The sequence below is a fragment of the Bradyrhizobium sp. P3_C3 genome (assembly GCF_056402655.1).
In genome coordinates, this window is record NZ_JBFUGY010000035.1 from 25,726 (window position 1) to 41,218 (window position 15,493).

At 59.8% G+C, this 15,493-nt stretch carries 15 protein-coding genes; 5 read left to right on the forward strand and 10 right to left on the reverse strand.

Annotated elements, in window-relative coordinates; genetic code table 11:
- The first annotated feature begins 451 nt into the window (after positions 1 to 451).
- Positions 452 to 1,300: an indole-3-glycerol phosphate synthase TrpC gene (trpC, locus tag AC1DW2_RS31770; RefSeq protein WP_441256824.1), complete on the forward strand. Its 849-nt coding sequence runs from the start codon at positions 452 to 454 to the stop codon at positions 1,298 to 1,300.
- A 1,444-nt stretch (positions 1,301 to 2,744) separates the two neighbouring features.
- Here the strand turns inward: trpC and AC1DW2_RS31775 are convergent.
- Entirely contained in the window at positions 2,745 to 3,065 is a 321-nt protein-coding gene (locus tag AC1DW2_RS31775) for a hypothetical protein (RefSeq protein ID WP_354113641.1), read from the reverse strand.
- A gap of 552 nt (positions 3,066 to 3,617) precedes the next feature.
- Here AC1DW2_RS31775 and AC1DW2_RS31780 point away from each other — a divergent pair.
- A complete protein-coding gene (locus AC1DW2_RS31780; RefSeq protein ID WP_354113642.1) occupies positions 3,618 to 3,836 on the forward strand; it encodes a hypothetical protein in 219 nt (72 codons plus the stop codon).
- 36 nt (positions 3,837 to 3,872) lie between these two features.
- Here AC1DW2_RS31780 and AC1DW2_RS31785 read toward each other — a convergent pair whose 3' ends face one another.
- The gene (locus AC1DW2_RS31785; RefSeq protein WP_354123521.1) at positions 3,873 to 4,577 is read right to left on the reverse strand and encodes a hypothetical protein; all 705 of its coding nucleotides are present in this window, start codon (positions 4,575 to 4,577) and stop codon (positions 3,873 to 3,875) included.
- 17 nt (positions 4,578 to 4,594) lie between these two features.
- Positions 4,595 to 4,963 carry a hypothetical protein gene (locus tag AC1DW2_RS31790; protein ID WP_354123520.1) on the reverse strand — a complete coding sequence of 123 codons (369 nt, stop codon included), beginning with the start codon at positions 4,961 to 4,963 and terminating at the stop codon, positions 4,595 to 4,597.
- 658 nt (positions 4,964 to 5,621) lie between these two features.
- On the opposite strand from AC1DW2_RS31790, the gene AC1DW2_RS31795 reads away from it, so the two are divergent.
- From AC1DW2_RS31795 to AC1DW2_RS31805, 3 genes are all read left to right on the forward strand, one after another.
- The gene (locus tag AC1DW2_RS31795; protein ID WP_354131776.1) at positions 5,622 to 5,834 is read left to right on the forward strand and encodes a hypothetical protein; all 213 of its coding nucleotides are present in this window, start codon (positions 5,622 to 5,624) and stop codon (positions 5,832 to 5,834) included.
- A gap of 267 nt (positions 5,835 to 6,101) precedes the next feature.
- Complete coding sequence (locus AC1DW2_RS31800; protein ID WP_354123518.1) at positions 6,102 to 6,839, forward strand: sensor histidine kinase; 738 nt, start codon at positions 6,102 to 6,104, stop codon at positions 6,837 to 6,839.
- 87 nt (positions 6,840 to 6,926) lie between these two features.
- Positions 6,927 to 7,553, forward strand: coding sequence for a response regulator (locus tag AC1DW2_RS31805; RefSeq protein WP_063981767.1), 627 nt, complete (start codon positions 6,927 to 6,929; stop codon positions 7,551 to 7,553).
- Between the two features lie 507 nt (positions 7,554 to 8,060).
- Here AC1DW2_RS31805 and AC1DW2_RS31810 read toward each other — a convergent pair.
- From AC1DW2_RS31810 to AC1DW2_RS31840, 7 genes are all read right to left on the reverse strand, one after another.
- Positions 8,061 to 11,189, reverse strand: coding sequence for an efflux RND transporter permease subunit (locus tag AC1DW2_RS31810; RefSeq protein ID WP_354123517.1), 3,129 nt, complete (start codon positions 11,187 to 11,189; stop codon positions 8,061 to 8,063).
- Complete coding sequence (locus AC1DW2_RS31815) at positions 11,186 to 12,430, reverse strand: efflux RND transporter periplasmic adaptor subunit (RefSeq protein WP_354123516.1); 1,245 nt, start codon at positions 12,428 to 12,430, stop codon at positions 11,186 to 11,188. The genes AC1DW2_RS31810 and AC1DW2_RS31815 overlap by 4 nt, the downstream gene beginning before the upstream one ends.
- A gap of 35 nt (positions 12,431 to 12,465) precedes the next feature.
- Entirely contained in the window at positions 12,466 to 12,951 is a 486-nt protein-coding gene (locus AC1DW2_RS31820; protein WP_354123515.1) for a DUF992 domain-containing protein, read from the reverse strand.
- Positions 12,952 to 13,551 carry a hypothetical protein gene (locus AC1DW2_RS31825; protein WP_354076996.1) on the reverse strand — a complete coding sequence of 200 codons (600 nt, stop codon included), beginning with the start codon at positions 13,549 to 13,551 and terminating at the stop codon, positions 12,952 to 12,954.
- The gene (locus AC1DW2_RS31830) at positions 13,548 to 14,684 is read right to left on the reverse strand and encodes an AI-2E family transporter (RefSeq protein WP_354123514.1); all 1,137 of its coding nucleotides are present in this window, start codon (positions 14,682 to 14,684) and stop codon (positions 13,548 to 13,550) included. Before AC1DW2_RS31830 ends, AC1DW2_RS31825 begins: the two co-directional genes overlap by 4 nt.
- Before the next feature lie 51 nt (positions 14,685 to 14,735).
- Positions 14,736 to 14,972 (reverse strand): hypothetical protein, encoded by a 237-nt coding sequence (locus tag AC1DW2_RS31835; protein ID WP_071911297.1) that lies wholly within the window; start codon positions 14,970 to 14,972, stop codon positions 14,736 to 14,738.
- Between the two features lie 232 nt (positions 14,973 to 15,204).
- A complete protein-coding gene (locus AC1DW2_RS31840; RefSeq protein ID WP_063981773.1) occupies positions 15,205 to 15,402 on the reverse strand; it encodes a DUF6894 family protein in 198 nt (65 codons plus the stop codon).
- Positions 15,403 to 15,493 lie beyond the last annotated feature (91 nt).

Below are 15,493 nucleotides of genomic sequence, written 5' to 3' on the forward strand. Positions count from 1 at the left end.
TGGTCGTCCTCGACAGGATCAAGTCGCCCGATACGGCCTATTCCGGCAGATGCGACGGATTGAGGTTGCGCGGGGCGTTACTCGATGAATCTCCGATAGCGACGCCCATTGATCGCAGCGCGGGACGAAATCTTCCAATAGCCGGCATGTATGGTTTCCATAGCAGCGGGGAATACTGCTGCGATGGCGCTGTCCGCCAAAGGCATCGCACTGCGCGGCGAGCGGGCGCGGGCTCATTCAGGTTCGACAATTGCTTCCAAGAGCGAAACTGACGCGCGCATTTGGCGCATTGATCGGCGGCGCGAGCGTTTTGAACGAGCTCGCGCATGCGTACCAACGCGAAGGGCTAATAAAGAGGAAGTGAGTAAGCGTCGATAATGATTGATTTGTACCGATCCGTCGAAACAACGCAGATGGTCGAATGACAAGTAAGTCCACGAACAGGTCGATGATGTCAGACATCTTGAAGAAAATCGAAGCCTATAAGCGCGAGGAGATTGCCGCCTCCAAGCGTGCTCATTCTTTCGCGAGCATCGATGCACGCGCCAAGGCGGCGGCGCCACCGCGCGGCTTCGTCCGTGCGATCAAGGAAAAGCATGGCGGCGGTGACTATGCGCTGATTGCTGAGATCAAGAAGGCTTCGCCATCGAAGGGCCTCATCCGCGCCGATTTCGATCCGCCGGCCCTGGCAAAGGCGTACGAGGCCGGGGGCGCGGCCTGCCTCTCGGTGCTGACCGATACTCCGTCGTTCCGGGGGCATCTCGACTTCATGGTCGCGGCGCGCGCGGCGACCAATCTGCCGGTGCTGCGCAAGGATTTCATGTTTGACACCTATCAGGTCGTCGAAGCCCGCGCTCACGGCGCGGACTGCATCCTGATCATCATGGCCGCGCTCGATGACGCCGCCGCCAAAGATATTGAGGACGCCGCCATCGCGCTTCAGATGGATGTGCTGGTCGAGATCCACGACAGAGCCGAACTCGAGCGGGCGCTGAAACTCCGCTCGCCGATGGTCGGCGTCAACAATCGCAATCTCCGTACCTTCGAGACCACGCTCGCGACCAGCGAGGCGCTGGCGCCGCTTATACCGGAGGAGCGGCTGATGGTCGGGGAAAGCGGCATCTTCACGCCGGACGATCTGGGCAGGCTCGAGCGTGTGGGAATGTCGACCTTTCTGGTCGGCGAGAGCCTGATGCGTCAGCCCGATGTGACGGCGGCAACCCGCGCGCTGCTGGTGCGGGACACGCCGGCGACGGCGGCGGGAATACGTTCCAGTCGAGTCGCGCCATCCTCACAATAAGCGACTGCATGACCAAAATTGCGGGAAGATGCGGACCTTCAAAACGGTAGTCCAAAGGCGCCTGCGATCGCTGCACGAAGCCGTGTCGGCTCAGGCGACCTCACGCCAGCCGAAGCCGAGGTCGGCATATGGGGGTAGAGCGGGCCAAAAGAGCTAAGTCTTTACAAGCTCAATGAGATTACAAACGACGAAAATCTAGGGGGTCTGCTGCGGGTCCCCGACTTGAGCCTACCGTTCGACGAGCTGCCGGGTTCAGGCGGACGATCGGAGCGAATATCGCAGATTTGCGTCGTGTGTGGAAAGGCGGTAGCGGTCTCCTGACTCGAACCCCCGACGCTAGTCGTCGACGCACCTGCGTTAAGGCCGGTTACGCAGGGGCCGTTGTCGTTAGTAGTGCGACGAATATGAGGGGCAGGTGGAGGCGCGAAGGCGGCTAATGACTCCATGCCTTCATTGTGCCGCGAAGCCACAGCGCCGAGACTTGCCCGGTTAGCTGACCACCGATTGACCACCAAACCGCCCTGAACAAACAGCGATAAAGGTGGTCAACCAGGAGCGAAGTTCACTGTTTTTGTTGAACTTTTCGGTTGCTACTTACGTTCGGGACACAAGGGGCGCGCGTGCTGGCCGCGCGATCAAGCGATTTACATTTCGGCCATAACGTATTGATTTTGCTAGTGCTGTTTTGGTTGCCTTTTACAGCTAAGTGCCTGAAATCTCTTTTAGAGAATGAGACTCTTAATCAGCGGGTCCCAGGTTCGAGCCCTGGTGCGCCCACCATAAATCCTCTTGCGAGATCAAGCGTCTAAGGTCTCACCTGCAAAGACAGAGTGAGAACTTTTAGAGACATTTCGCGCCGTTTAGACGCCCTCGTGCGCCAAACGTTCTGCTGCATCACCAGATCGGTTGTTTGAACGGTCGCTTCCGGCGTGCGCCGCGTCGTCCAAGCGAGGACATTCCCCAGTGCTGACTTCAGCTTTGTGTCGCTGCTGGCATTGAATGAGGGACGAGAAATGTCCCTTGTCCCTCTGAATGAGAGCGGGCGTTCAGAGGCCCATCCTTACGGGGTACCGGAATTTCAACCAGTTCTACCGTTGACCTCGTTGTAGAGCGCAAGCACCTGTGCCCCGTCCAACAACTCGCGGCTCCAACTCAGGGGTTTTAAATCGACGTCTTCCCAATCGAATGGTTCATGAGTTCGGCCATTGTAGGCGACAATGRATTTTGGGATTCCTTCTGGAAATCCGTCGGGATCAGATCGGTTCGAGGTCACCAGATAATTGGGCTCGATGCCTTTCCCTGTTATCCCGATCCGAACGAACACCGCGCCATGCTGCTTTTTGCAAACAACCATGTTTCGGAGCATTCCACTCAGGTAGGGATATGGCTTACGCAATGTTTGGACGTATTCTGCCAAGGAAGCAAAGTTCACCACGACACCACTTTAGCTAATGCTGAAACCGTGGTTGTCCTCCAAATGCCTGATAACCTTCTCCAAGGCCCGCATTATCAGGAGCTGGTTCGCTCCGAACGCATAGTATCCGGTAACCGCTACCTGAGCGGATAGCGAGCTATCTGCATTCTTCCGCTTGATTTTGTTGCCGTCCGAGTCGACGAATGTGATCGGGTACGGGAAGTGACGGCCTTCGCCTTCAAAGACCCCGTTAGGTCCCCAGTTTTGCGTTTTTGCGTTGTAGCATTCCCGACCGATGATCCTCTCTAACTCTAAGAGCAGGTGAAGGCGGCTTTTCGTAATCTTTTTCATTTGCTTCCCGTGCACAATCACAGGCGCAGAGCCTAGACTGCGTACTGCCACCTTAGTCAATCATCCGAAAGCAGCAGGTTCCGCGATGCAAGTTCGGCGGCACCGTTCCGCCGGCGCCCACGTGCGGTTAGGCTTCAGACGCTCTCGGTTAATGAAAGCGCTGGGTTCACCAACGTGTTCGGCAGCTGAACTAGCCTCCCGATGGTGGGCTGACCGCGTCAGGAAAGTTTTAAACGGACTAGGTATTTCCTCCAGCGCTGCGCTGGGACAGACATCGCGATGAATACGGCGCGTCGGCAATGGCAGCTTCGACCTGCCGTAAGCGGTGCGCCCGCTGGATAAGGTTTGACGTCTGAGGAACCGCTGCTCGTGACAGACCAGGAGCAAAGCCTCGCTGGCTGGGCGGCCGGCTGGGCGCAATTGGGCATGTGGTCGCTTCGGTCCCCGCGCTCTGTATGCGCTCCGGCTCCCGAGCGAACATATCCGCCGGTGCTCGACGACGGCGGGGCATCAGACGACTGAAAAGCGATCCAGCTTCGAGGAGAGCCGGCCATGAGATCCGCCATTAAGCGCCGCCTCATTGCGATCGAGCTAGAGGCCCTGACCTCCGAAGTTGAGCTCATCGAGCGAGAGTGGCAGGATCACCGTGTGGCGGCCAAACCGTCTGAAGCTGGTAAGAGCCCTCAAGGCGAGCTCAACAAGGCCACGAAGGACCAAGAAAACGAGCCCCCTTCAGCAGTCCACCCCATGAGTAAAATGAATCCCGAGTAGGGGCTCCGCGGTTGGGAGCCCCCCTCGATCGGCGTCCTATTTCACCTCAGCTTTGCAATACGTCGCGGTGCTGACCAACGGATACTGCCTTCCGAGACTGGCTTGATTTCCAACCATGCAGTCCCAGCCCGTTTTGTCATCGGACATGGCGGTCTTCCGAAAGGTGGGGCGATGACTAGTTGTATCTGCAGGCGGATAGGCCACGAAGCATCCACCACTTACAACATTGTATCCTTTGGCGATAAGATCTGGATCTTTGGCAGAAAGCACCGTATCGGCTGCCCAATTGTCCTTTGATATGGAGCGACTTTCACAAACGAGAGACGTCCGCCGCGCTGCGGCTTCCGCCAATTTGGTCTTCGCGGACGCAACCTCCTCCCTAAGCTCGGCAAACTCAGCCATAGGCACTTGCTGCAATCGAACCGCAGGCATTGGAATCGAGATCGATCTCGCTGGTGTAATAAAAACGATTGTTAGGTTGTCGGAGAATTGCTTTCCGCCGGCGTCCTTCTCAAATTCACGCTGGCAAATTACAGTGACGTTTTGAGTGTCGATCTGGAAGCTTTTTGATCCATCAATCGCCACCGTTCCAGCTTTGTCGTCAGGCACGTATGCGGTGCAAGTTGCTTTGCCAGGTCCAACCACTTCGACCTTTTGGAACGTCAATGCGGGTTTGCTCAAATATTTGAACTGGGCAACTAAGGCTGTAGCATCGCCAATTGTTCTAAAAGACGATTGCAAATTCGAGTTCTGCAGTGTCAGGCAATCGGTGATAGCCGCCAGTGTCTGATCATGGACTTTTTTGTGATGGTCGAAACCTTTGCGGATGCGATACTGAGTCCGTAGCCGGACTTACATGTTTTCTCTTGCAGAGTTTTGATTTCGGTCGCGTCTTTTGCGTAGCTTCCGCTGATAACCTTATAACTCGCCTTTATTCGTTGGCTGTTCGCGGAGCTGTTTTCCTCAAACTTTTCCGAACAGAAATCGTCTTGAGTTATGGCCAAAGAGTCAGCTTGGCTGCCGGCGGAAATTGTGTCGTATCCTAGCGAAGCCAAATCAAAGCACGTTTGAGCGAAGCACGATGCAGGAAAAAAGAAGATAGCAAGTATTGTCGCAACTAGTTTCACGGTGACATCCTTTTCGCAGAGGAGTTTGGATCAACGAAAGATTGCATCGTGATCAGCTCCGCCAAAGAAGTCGATTCCCGGAAAAATCTCCCTCGGCGCGACAAACCGCCGCAGTAGTTCTCGGCTGTCGTCATCGCCCAGGGTTTTTCCATTTCAGGCGACAGAGCAAGGCGCGTCTCGTGCGACGCTTTTGGTGGTCGGACATCGCACCGTGCGTCGACTTGGCGATGTTCGCGAGATGTTCTTGCTGGTTCGCATCACCATCGCGCTCGTCGGCAAGGCGCACGACCAAGCGTTCGCGTCGTACAAGCTGAGGTCGGAGCGGCATTCGATGTTCAGCGATGTGCATCTCGCATGGTCGCCAGTATCGTCCATGACTTGTCGCACGCCCACAAGAGCGTCGCGTTTCGTCGCAGTTGTGACGTTTCGCTGGCCGACGTCGAGGATGTCCCTGGCGAGATGGGCGCACAAAAACGCTGCCAGCGCCGTGACCATCATGTAGACCGAGACTGGCCAGCTCGCGTCGCCACTCCACTGCACCAGCAGCGTCGAAATCAGTGACGTAAAGCCGCCGACGACAGCGCCGCTGACTTCTTTTGCGAAGACGAGACCAGTGTAGCGGATCCGCGTGTCGAACAGCTCCGAATAGAACGCCGCGATGGATCCGGAGATCGACGCGACGCCGAAAGACAAGCCGACGATGCCTCAGTTGATTTCCGAATTACGGAATTTCAAAGAGGTGGCCCGGGCGGAATATGGAAAGACGTCTTACCTAAACAGCGGCGGACTGTTCTGCGGCGCAACACCCTCGCCGGGCCGCTCGATTGCTGCCGCCGCCGTCAAGCGGGCGATGACACAGCGCGCAGATTGACGGACGCGTCTTCATAATCGCGTTTTCGCCGACCCGCATGCTGCTCCTTACCTGCAGCTCCTTGATCTGAATCAGGGAGCATCGCGCCAAATTTGGGATGCTCGGCACACGACGGGGATTGGCTGCCTAGAGGATTTCTACGTAGTGGCTTATACTGATTGCGTGGTCAGTGTGTCGCGGCGGTAGGCTAAATTTATCGGAGAGTTGTCTGCATATGCCAGGAAACTAGCGGTGCGAAAGTTAGCACTGCAGGAAGGCGAGTGTATCATGTCCCTTCAGGAGACACCGGTCAGCCGACATGTTCGAAATGCCTCCGGAGGATCGAGGCATGCGCGCAAGGCGAATTCCGAACGGCTCGCTCTGCAGGAAGAAGTTCATCGTCAAATTGCGTCGGAGCTTCACGATTCAACGTGCCAGCATCTGGTGGCGGCGAGCCTCATTCTGATGCAAGTAAGGAGTGCGCTAGGCGATCCTCTGAAGGCGACGAGACATTGCGATCAGCTCGACATCTCGATCGATCGCGCTATGAAGGAATTGCGGTCTCTCACATATCTGCTTCACCCTCAGGACCTGTTTGAAGGAGGGCTCAGGACGACAATCGAGCAATTCGCAGAAGGGCTCGCAGCCCGAACGCCGCTGAATATTGAGGTCTCGATATCGTCCGCGGTCGACGGACTGCCATACGGGGCGCAGCGAGCGTTGCTGAGAATTGTTCAGGAGGCCCTGACGAACGTTTACCGCCACGCCAAGGCGACACAGGTCGTCATAACTATCGGGACGAGGGACAGGAAGTTCAAGCTCGAGGTCCGAGACGACGGACAAGGCATGGTCGCTGCAGATGGCGCATGCCGCTTTCGTCCGTGGGCACCCGGAGCGGGAATCCGTATCATGCGAGCTCGATTGCAAGAGATGGGAGGGCAGCTTGAGATATTATCGGTACCCACAACGCTGCGGCGCGGAACCATCCTGCGCGCGACCTTTCCATGCGCTCTTGCGCGCGAGTGAGATGGCCCGGTTGGAGATGCTGCTGAAACGCAGCGCCCATAGCTCGTCCAGGTTCTCTTGCGACAAGATCATCGAGGCAGCCCTCTCATGAAACGAATTCTCATTGCTGATGATCATGATGCTGTTCGATCCGGGCTACGGGCGGTCCTCGAGCAGCGGCCGGGTTGGATGATTGTCGCCGAGGCGTCCGACGGAAGATCGGCATTTGAGGCCGCTCTCAAAGAGCGGCCCGATGTTGCGATCGTCGACTTCTTCATGCCGCGCATGACGGGACTGGAAATAACTCGAGGAATAAAAAAACATCTCCGCGAAACTGAGGTGCTGATCTTTACCGCGCACGAGTCCGGAGTGCTGGCTCAAGAGGCGCTTCAGGCGGGTGCGCGCGCGTTCCTGGTCAAGTCGGACGCAAACAAGCTGCTGTTGGCTGCCGTTGAAGCGCTAATGGCACGTAAGCCATTCGTTGGCGGACGATTTTGTGGTCAGTCGGGTCGAGAAGACGAAGCCGGCGAGGGGCATGTGAAGCTGTCTCCGCGAGAGCGGCTCGTTGTCAAGCTCGTGGCCGAGGGGTACAGCAACAAGGGTATCAGCGCGATGCTGAGCTCAAGCGTGAAGACCACGGAAACGCATCGGGCGTCGGCCATGGGAAAACTGGGGGTCAATTCGATAGCTGGACTGGTCCGCTACGCGATCAGAGCTAAATTGATTGAAGAGTGAACGAAATCAGCGGCTGCCGGCCCGCCGCGCTTCGCAACCGATCGCGGCGGTGAAGCAGAGCTGATCGCTGCGGAAGCACAGCTCTGTCCTTCCCCGTCCGCGAAGGGATCGCGGACGGTCACCTCCACCGCCACCCGCAATGGCGGCGACCGCGATGCCACCAGCAAACCCAACGGCGCCTGCGCGGTCGCGGCCGCCCCCAACCGGGGCCATGCGGAGGACCCCACTGCGCCTGCGTTGCGAGATCCGTGGTGATCGCGGCCCGTCCCAGATTTGCGGCGACCGGCATAGCCTCCGCTGACGAAATGAAACGAACGCCGATTGCGCCGACAGCTGCGGCGGCGACGGCGCCCTGCGCAGGCACGACGTGTGGGAGCGTTCATTGTTCTTCTCTACTTGTTACGCAGTTTCAAGCACGGACTACGGTAGCGGGGAACGGCAACGCCGGCATCCGTCGAAACCCTGAGCAACAGGCTCGCAGTATTCCCGCCGTCCTGGATACTCGGGTCACGTGGTTTGCGCCGGGACCCGTCGTGCCTTCGCGCGCTCGCGCAGGCGTTGAAACGTGACGTAGAGCATCGGCACCATAAAAATCCCGATTGAGCTTGCGGCGAGCATGCCGGCAAAGACAGCGGTCCCGACCGCCCTGCGGCTCAGCTCGGCGGCGCCGGTTGCGAGTACGAGCGGGAGGAGTCCGAGAATGAAGGCAACCGAGGTCATCATCACCGCGCGGAACCGCATATGCGCCCCCTGGATCGCGGCCTCCGCAAGCTCTGTGCCGGCTTCCCGTCGTTCCTTCGCGAATTCCACGATCAGGATGCCGTTCTTGGCGGCAAGCGCGATCAGCACCACGAGGCCAATCTGGCCGTACAGATCGAGATTGAGGCCGGCGATTTTAATACCGATATATGAGCCTAGAACGCCGACAACGACGGAGAGCAGCACCGGGATCGGGATCACCGTGCTCTCATACAGCGCCACCAGGAACAGATAGGCGAACAGCACGGCGAGCGCGAGCACCACCCCGGTTTGTCCTGCTGCCTGTTGCTCCTGATAGGCAGTGCCGGTCCACTCGAAACTGTAACCTGCAGGCAGCACGTTGTTGGAGATCTCTGCCATCGCTGCCATCGCGGTGCCGGACGAGACGCCTGGCGCCGGGCTGCCGTTCACCGTTACTGAACGATAATTGTTGTAGCGGGTAATGACCTGAGGCCCGGTTACAATCTTGATGCCGGCGAGCGACCGCATCGGAACCATCTGACCGGTGCTATTGCGGACATAGATGCGCCAGATATCGGAAAGGTCGGCGCGATCAAGCGCCTCCCCCTGCACGTTGACCTGCCAAGTACGTCCATAGAGGTTGAAATTGTTGACGTAGATGCCGCCCAGCGTCGCCTGAAGGGCCGTGAAGATATCGCTGATGGTCACGCCAAGCGCCTGCGCCTTACGTCGATCGATGTCGAGATAGATCGATGGATTGGTCGCGGTGAAGGTCGAGAACACTCGCGTCAGCCGCGGATCGGCATTGGCCGCTCCGATCAACGCACCTGTGACACTGGAGATCGCGGCGGGGCTCTGTCCTTCCAGCGCCTGGAGCTGGTACTCGAACCCGCCTGAGGTGGAGAGTCCGATGATCGGCGGCATATTGAACGGCAGTACATTGGCCTGCCGGATTTGCGCGCCGGCTGCGTAAGTCTGCCGGATCAACGCCTGCACCGAATCCGCGGCCGCCTTGCGATCGGCAAACGGCTTGAGGCGCGTCACCACCAGCGCGCTGTTGGGCTCGGACGCCCCGTCAAGCAAGGAGAAACCGATGATGGCCAGAACATGGTCGACGGCCGGCATCTCCTTCAGGACGTCCTCGATCTGTTTGGTGACTTCACTGGTCCGCGCAACGGATGCACCGTCCGGCAACTGCACCGAAGTGAAGAAAGCGCCCTGGTCTTCCTCGGGGAGGAACCCTGTCGGCGTCAGGTGCGACATCCCGAAAATGCCGGCTGCGAACACGGCGACCAGGATGAGCGAGAGACTGGCCGCGCGCAGCAGCCGTCGTACGCCGCTGCTATAGCGATCGCGGATCCAGTCAATGCCGCCAAGAACGTGGCCGATCATGCCGCGCCGGGGTCCAGTATGCCGCAGGAACAGCGCGCACAAAGCGGGCGACAAGGTCAGCGCATTCAGTGCTGAAATCATCATGGCGGCGCTGATCGTCACCGCAAATTGCCGAAACAGCGTGCCGGAAATGCCAGGAATGAAGGCGATCGGAACAAAGACGGAGAGCAGCACCAACGTGATCGCGATGATCGGTGCCGTGATCTGCGTCATCGCCTTCTTGCTTGCCTCGACTGGCGAAAGATCCGGTTCCTCCTCCATCACTCGCTCGACGTTCTCCACGACGACGATGGCGTCATCCACGACGATGCCGATGGCGAGCACCATCGCGAGCAGTGACACGGTATTCGCGGAATAGCCAAGCATCAGCAGCACCGCGAAGGTGCCGACCAGGCTGACCGGTACGGCAATGGCTGGTATCACCGTGGCCCGAAGATTACCGAGGAACAAATAAACCACGATCACGACCAGGACGAAGGCCTCTCCCAGTGTCCGCAGGACCTCCGAGATGGTGTCCCGTACGAAGCTCGTGGAATCGTACTGCACGAGATAGCTCAACCCCGTCGGGAATCGCTTCGATAGCCGCTGCATCGTCGCCGCGACCGCCTGCGCCGTCGTCACGGCATTGGCGCCCGGCGCCAGATAGATCGCGAGAGGCACCGCGGCGCGCCCGTCGATCCGCGCTTCGCTGTCGAGGTTCTGCGCGCCAATCTCGACCCGGGCGACGTCCTTGACGAGCAGCGTCGAACCATCCGGGTTGGCGCGCAGCACGATATTGGCGAACTGGTCGACCGTCGCGAGCCGTCCCAGGGTCTGGACGTTGAACTGGAATTGCTGGTCGTCGCTGATTGGACGCGCGCCGATGCGGCCGACCGGCGCCTGGACGCTTTGCGTTCGAATTGCCGCGATCACGTCCGAGGGCGTGAGATTGAGGCTGGTCAGCCGCTGCGTATCGAACCAAATCCGCATCGAGTAGTTCATCTTGGCGAACAGGTGAGCTTGGCCGACACCGGACGTGCTGGAGATCGCATCGAGTATGTTGATGATCGCGTAGTTGGTGATGAACAGCGGATCTTGCTGGCCGTCGGCACTGTAAAGCACCAGAAATTGCAGGATCGCCGACGATTTCTTTTGCACGGTCACGCCCTGCTGCTGCACCTCGGTGGGCAATTGCGACAGCGCGCTCTGCACCCGGTTGTTAACATTGACGGTGTTGATATCGGGATCGGTGCCAAGTGCAAACGACACCGTCAGGGTGTAGCTGCCGTCGTTGCCGCTCGTCGATTTCATATAGAGAGCTCGGTCGACGCCGATCACTTGCGCTTCGAGCGGTTGAGCGACGCTGGCCTCCACGACCTCGGCAGACGCGCCGGGAAAGGTCCCGGCAACCGTGACCTGCGGTGGCACAATGTCCGGAAATTGCGCCACCGGGATCCGTGTCAGCGCGAGCGCACCTGCAATGGTGATGATGAAGGCCACGACCATCGCAAGTCGCGGGCGATCGATGAACACGGCGGACATCATGGCTTTTTGTCCCCCGGGCGCGGTTCAGTTGAACCGCCATGGTCTGGCTGCGAAGGCGCGTCGCCTGTGCCGGCATTCATGCTCGACTGGATCAGCGCGCTCGCCGGGCCCGGAGAAACCGCCTGACCCGGACGAACTCTTTGCAGGCCTTCGACGATGACCTTGTCGCCTGCCGCGAGGCCGCTGATGACGGAGGCGATGGTGGGCGTCGATTGCCCCAGCTTGATGCGGCGTTGTTCGGCCTTATCGCCGGCTCCAACGGCGAGGACATAGTCACCCTGCTGGTCGGACAGCACCGCCGAACGTGGGACCGCCAACACTTCGATGGGCTGGACACCTTCCAGCAAGACCGTGACGAACTCGCCGTCAGTCAGTTCGTGAACGGTTACGCCCGCGGCGGACGGCGCGCGCAGGATCGGGTTGGCGATCTCGCCGCGCACGGTGATCGTGTCCGTGTTCTGGGCGATGGTGTTGTCGACAAAATCTAGCTTGCCGGACTTGCCATACATGCGGCCATTGGGCAGCCGCAGCCGGATCACCACGGCTTCCAAGCCTCCCTGCGGACCATAGCGTTCGCGTAGTTCGAGCCCCTGGCGCAACGGCACCGGGAAGGTGACGTACATCGGATCCTGGCTGACGATCGTGGTCAGGACGCCCGAGCTGGGACCGACGACATTGCCTTCGGTCACGGCCGTTCGTCCGATCTTGCCGTCGATCGGCGCGCTGATCATGGTGTAATCGAGGTTGATCTGTGACGCATCGACTTGTGCCTGCGCGGCCTGGACCTGGGCTTCCAGGCTGCGTTGGTTGGCGATCGCCGCGTCGTAGGTCGATTGCTGACCGGCCGGCCCGCTGAGCAGCGTACGCGCCCGGTCGGTCGTCAGCTTGGCGTTCTCGAGCATCGCTCGGAGCTGGGCCACCTGCGCCTGCTTTGACGCGAGATCGGCCTCGAACGGACCGCGCTCAAGCCGGTAAAGCGGGTCGCCCTTCTTGAGCTCGGCACCCTCGACGAACAACCGCTGCTCCAGGAATGCGGTGACGCGAGCCACGACATTGACGCGATTGACCGCCTCGATCCGCCCGAGAAATTCGTTGGTCTCGGTGATCGGTCGTCTGATCGCTTCCACGATGCCGACAGCGGGCGGAGGGCCTGCGGCTGGCTGTGTCCAGCCCGTGCCGCCAGCGATGAATGTCAGGAAACCCGCCGCCAGCATCCTGACCGAGACGTCCGCAAGGTCCATTTTCCGCTCCTTGCTCCGGGGGGCGGGACGAGCCGCTATCCCGGTCCGCGCGGGCCGAGTGTCAGGTTCGTAACGCCTGCCGCAAGGTTCAATCCGATGGATCGCTCGATCGACAGAGGCTGGAGCGTAATCGTCCGGCGAGAGCCTCCGATCAGAACGTTCGCTCCGAGACCGGGGCCGAAAGCGACATTGCCGCTCGCCCCCACGTAGTTCCCGCGCAGCGTGCCGGGGCCGACGCGCGAGTTCCTGGCGAAGACGGCCCATGAGAGGGTTCCTGCGCTGGTCACGCCGATGTCGAGACCAACGCGCCTGATCCGTCCGTTGTAGACGTACTGCCGGGCCGGGCGTCTCGTGATGAATATACAACGAAGCTCCTGCGCGGAGCCAAGCACCAGCCCAACGCGCGGAGTGCTGGTGCATACGAGCCGGCCGACCCTGAAGGCCTCGGCGCGTGCGGGCAGGGCGTCGGCGCACATCAAGGCGGATCCAGAGATGATCGCAAGAAGCAGGTTAATGCGCATTCAGGCCTCCATTTGACTTCCGGTGTCGGTGGGCGAACTCCCTGGGCTGCGATCCTGGCGAAGCCAGAACGTGATGCCGAGGCCGATCAGCAGGACGGCGCCCAACAGGAAGAAGATGATGGATTGCTGTAACCAGGATATCGCCGGAACCGTGACGCCCATCGCAAGGCCGAGGAAGGCAATTTGCGGCGAAAGAAGACTGACGCCCGCGAGGAAGGTGCCGAGCGCAAGTAACGTGAGAAGGACGAGGCTGGTTGCCGGTGTCGGCAACAATTGCTGAACGCCTGACACCAGCATGATGTTCATCGTGACCAGGACGGCAACCCAGTGCAGCGCCTGGGTCCAGATCAGTCGCCACCGGGCCTCCTTGCCATCGACCTCGGGCCATTTGTTGATGACGCACACAACGCCGATGGCAAGCGCGAGAAATTCCCAATAGCCAACGAGAGGCTGGTGAGAGGCGTTGGTATAGGCGACGCCCGCGACGGCGAGCACCAGTGCAATGATGTAGGGAAGTTGCTGCCACAGAAAATGTGTCATCCGCGTGTGCGCCGGGGATGGCTCCATTCCATTGTTCCGTTCGGCTCGAATCTCGCTCATGGCGCGCCCATTTGCGATGGTCCCTTGTTGGACATGCGACCGCTGTTATCGCCGAGGTAATCCTCGACGTAGAATCTAATGATCGCGACCCGGCCGACCGCGACCAGCGGCATGGCGAGTGCGATACCCATCACGCCCAGCATTGCGCCCAACAGTACGATCGCGACCAATGTCCATGCGGGAGGAATTTCGACCGCCTGGCGCTGGATCAACGGGCCGATCACATAGCCCTCGATCGATTGAATGATTGTGTAGATGACGACGGCCCAGATCAGCAGCGATGCGCCGAGCGGCATCGCGACGAGCGCGATCGGGATCGCGGCAAGGATGGGTCCCAGATACGGAACGAAGTTGGAAAGGCCCGCCTGCAGCCCAAGCACGAAGGGCCCGGGAAGCCCGATCAGATAGAGCGCGACCCACACGCACAGTGTCATTAGGATGATGCGGATCAGCTGTCCGACGAACCACAGCCGCAGGACGTTTCCCATCTCGTTCATTACGGCGCGTGTTCGGGCGCGATAGGAAGGCTTCGCCAGCATCACCAGACTCTCGCGATGGCTGGTGGGATCAAAGGCGAAGAGGATACCGAGGAACGCGATCACCAGCACACCGGTCAGAAAGCTCGACGCTCTGCCAACGACGAGCTGGGCGTGGCTGAAGAACCGGCCTTGATCGGACAGCAGCCATTGCGCAAAATCGCGCCCCGATTCCGGACCAAGCAGATCGACGCCGTAGGTCAGAAGGCGTTGCTGCAAGACGTCGAACTGGGTGTCCATGACCTTCAGCAGGATGCGTGTTTGCTCCGGCAGCTTGCCGCCTCCCCAGACGAGGCCTAGTCCGACCAAGGTGGTGAGCAGCAGCAGCACGAATGTCAGCCGCCAGACACGATTGAGTGGAATTAGTAGCGCCAGTGCGCGTGCGGCGGCATCCAGAAAGGCAGCAAACAGTACGCCTGCGAAGATGATGAGAAGACTCGAGGCGGTTTGCCATACGAGGAAGAGAGCAACGCAAGTGGCGAGCAGGGCGAGACCCGTGGCGAGAAAGCCGCGCCGCCTGTCGGTCATGCCCTGGTCTGGAGGCTCACGGACCACGACCTCGCGCGGTTGCTCTTGTCCTGTCCTCACGTCGCTCATCGATCGGGTGTCTCGGCGGCGGATTGCAATGACGAACTGTCGCGCCGGGGCTCAGGTGCGAACACGGCGGCTGCCATAATGGGGATGCGAGCCGCCGCGATGACGCCAGTAGCGATGCTTGGTGGGGTTCGTATTCGTATTTGGCGCGGCGGTGCTTGGGGCAGGTGTCGTGACCTGCTTTGGCACGGATGCGGCCGGATCGGTCGTCTGCGCCTGGGAACTGGTCGACTGCGCGGTCGCAATCGATCCGGCAAGGATCAAGGCACCGCAAATGGTCCGGACATTCATGTTTGTCTCCAACTGACCCACAACAACACTTCAGATCGAGATAGCGCCGACGGCCAACGCATAGACGCGGACGCGTGCGGCGAGCCCTCAACCCCGGAGATGAGGTGGGCGGAAGGGTCGAATTTGAACGGGGTAGGCCGGCCACCCTCGGTTACGAGACTAGAGGCAGCTTCTCGGTCGGCGCATCAGGGATTCTATGTAGAGGGCGAGGCAGGAAATCGGTCGACCGCCTCTAATGAGGACTTGCCGATCCGGGCGCGGCGGCCGGGGCGACCAGCACGAAGCTCGCGCGGAACAACTCGCCTGCCTTAGCGAGTTCAGTCGCGATATGCCTGGCGTGCAGAACGGCGGCGTCATGGTCGGCGCACTCGCATCCAATTCCGTCCGGACAAAGGCCGTTTTTGTCGACGATGTGAAAGAAGTAGCGCATGCAAACGGATTAGGCCGGTGCGTGACCAGCTTCCAGTGACAAAGGTGTAAGAGTCCAGGCAAAAAGGATGAGAAGCCTGGGGCAACCCAAG

Bases quoted from the DNA above. Each gene is read 5' to 3' on its own strand.
- trpC (WP_441256824.1), top strand. From the start codon at position 452: ATGTCAGACATCTTGAAGAAAATCGAAGCCTATAAGCGCGAGGAGATT.
- AC1DW2_RS31775 (WP_354113641.1), bottom strand. From the start codon at position 3,065: ATGAAAAAGATTACGAAAAGCCGCCTTCACCTGCTCTTAGAGTTAGAG.
- AC1DW2_RS31780 (WP_354113642.1), top strand. From the start codon at position 3,618: ATGAGATCCGCCATTAAGCGCCGCCTCATTGCGATCGAGCTAGAGGCC.
- AC1DW2_RS31795 (WP_354131776.1), top strand. From the start codon at position 5,622: ATGGATCCGGAGATCGACGCGACGCCGAAAGACAAGCCGACGATGCCT.
- AC1DW2_RS31800 (WP_354123518.1), top strand. From the start codon at position 6,102: ATGTCCCTTCAGGAGACACCGGTCAGCCGACATGTTCGAAATGCCTCC.
- AC1DW2_RS31805 (WP_063981767.1), top strand. From the start codon at position 6,927: ATGAAACGAATTCTCATTGCTGATGATCATGATGCTGTTCGATCCGGG.
- AC1DW2_RS31810 (WP_354123517.1), bottom strand. From the start codon at position 11,189: ATGATGTCCGCCGTGTTCATCGATCGCCCGCGACTTGCGATGGTCGTG.
- AC1DW2_RS31815 (WP_354123516.1), bottom strand. From the start codon at position 12,430: ATGGACCTTGCGGACGTCTCGGTCAGGATGCTGGCGGCGGGTTTCCTG.
- AC1DW2_RS31820 (WP_354123515.1), bottom strand. From the start codon at position 12,951: ATGCGCATTAACCTGCTTCTTGCGATCATCTCTGGATCCGCCTTGATG.
- AC1DW2_RS31825 (WP_354076996.1), bottom strand. From the start codon at position 13,551: ATGAGCGAGATTCGAGCCGAACGGAACAATGGAATGGAGCCATCCCCG.
- AC1DW2_RS31830 (WP_354123514.1), bottom strand. From the start codon at position 14,684: ATGAGCGACGTGAGGACAGGACAAGAGCAACCGCGCGAGGTCGTGGTC.
- AC1DW2_RS31835 (WP_071911297.1), bottom strand. From the start codon at position 14,972: ATGAATGTCCGGACCATTTGCGGTGCCTTGATCCTTGCCGGATCGATT.
- AC1DW2_RS31840 (WP_063981773.1), bottom strand. From the start codon at position 15,402: ATGCGCTACTTCTTTCACATCGTCGACAAAAACGGCCTTTGTCCGGAC.